This window comes from Streptococcus sp. HMSC077D04 (assembly GCF_001808785.1).
Lineage (GTDB): Bacteria > Bacillota > Bacilli > Lactobacillales > Streptococcaceae > Streptococcus > Streptococcus mitis_BX.
Genome location: NZ_KV794508.1, coordinates 1 through 230, shown reverse-complemented (window position 1 = coordinate 230; position 230 = coordinate 1). Strand labels below are relative to the sequence as shown.

Here is a 230-nt window from a genome sequence, read left to right as displayed (position 1 = left end):
GGTTGCTTACTGGACTTTTTTCCTCTTGTCAGAGAACGAAGATTCCGTGCTAGAGCATGTTTGAATTCACTATCAGTATAATCTTGGATTTCCATTAGGCTACCATCCGTTTTTCAGATATCTCTAACATACGTTCAATTCCATCCAAATAGCCGCTATACCTCTCTATTTCATCAAAATTTTCTACTAAATAGATATTCGTATGAATCAAGTCAGATAGATCATCACTC

Annotated in this window: 2 pseudogenes; both read right to left on the bottom strand. The window is 36.1% G+C overall.

Going from position 1 to position 230, the window contains the following annotated elements:
• Window positions 1–95, bottom strand: a pseudogene (locus tag HMPREF2701_RS11400) (toxin PezT); the annotation flags it as partial.
• Window positions 95–230 (bottom strand): annotated as a pseudogene (locus HMPREF2701_RS01680) (XRE family transcriptional regulator); the annotation flags it as partial. The pseudogenes HMPREF2701_RS01680 and HMPREF2701_RS11400, both read right to left, overlap by 1 nt.